Source organism: Frankia sp. CoWAU3, from assembly GCF_977971855.1.
In genome coordinates this window covers 30,422-31,181 of record NZ_CDWWXB010000026.1, presented here as the reverse complement: position 1 = coordinate 31,181, position 760 = coordinate 30,422, and the positions used below count along the sequence as shown (strand labels likewise).

1 pseudogene is annotated in these 760 nt (G+C 67.8%); it reads left to right on the top strand.

Annotated elements, in window-relative coordinates:
* Positions 1-575: 575 nt before the first annotated feature.
* Positions 576-760, top strand: a pseudogene (locus tag AC08ON_RS04715) (hypothetical protein); the annotation flags it as partial.

Genomic DNA, 760 nt, shown 5'->3' with positions numbered 1-760 from the left:
GGCGGCGGTGCTCGCGGCGGTCCTCGTCGTCGGCGTCTCGCTCGGCCGGACACTGGCCCTGCCAGGTGACGCCGGGACGATGTCCCGGGTCGCGGACTGGGGACGGGTGAACCATCTGTCCTTCCTCGTGGATCAGTTCGACCGGCGTCGTTAGGGCTTGGACCGGTGCCGTCGGCGGAGATGGGGCTTCGCGGCTCAGGCCCGTAAAAAGTTCGCAAAGATGGCATACAACGCAGAGGTTTGTCGACCAGAGAGCGATTGTTGTCACCGTTGCCGCACTTGTCGCTTTATGGTCTCCATTGAGTATGATCGAAGCAATGTCCAGGTAACCTGCGGATCCTCGGCCACGCGGACCATCCGGGCCGGCGGAGCAGGAGAAGCGGTCCCGGCGAAATTGGTTGCGCCCAGTTTGCCGAATCCTCTTGCATCCGATGGCCCCGGGCGTGTGAAATCGGTATCGGTAGGTCTGTCGCATTCCGTCGACCTCGCCGCGAAGAGGCCCGTCTCGGGCATCCTGGTCGCCGATGTTCGGCCGAGCGCGCGTCCTGGCCTGCCAAAGCATCCAGGGAGGCCACGTGCGTCCAAGACCCGCACCTTCTCCTGCGGCACCCCTGACCGTGAACAGTGGCGGCCAGGGGCGGGTGGGTCAGGACCGGGCCGGGCAGGGCCATGCCGGCAACGGCCGGGCCGGGCAGCTCCCGGACGCCTCCGACGGACCCGGCCGGCTGCCCACCGAGGCCGAGGCCGCCGCGATCACGGC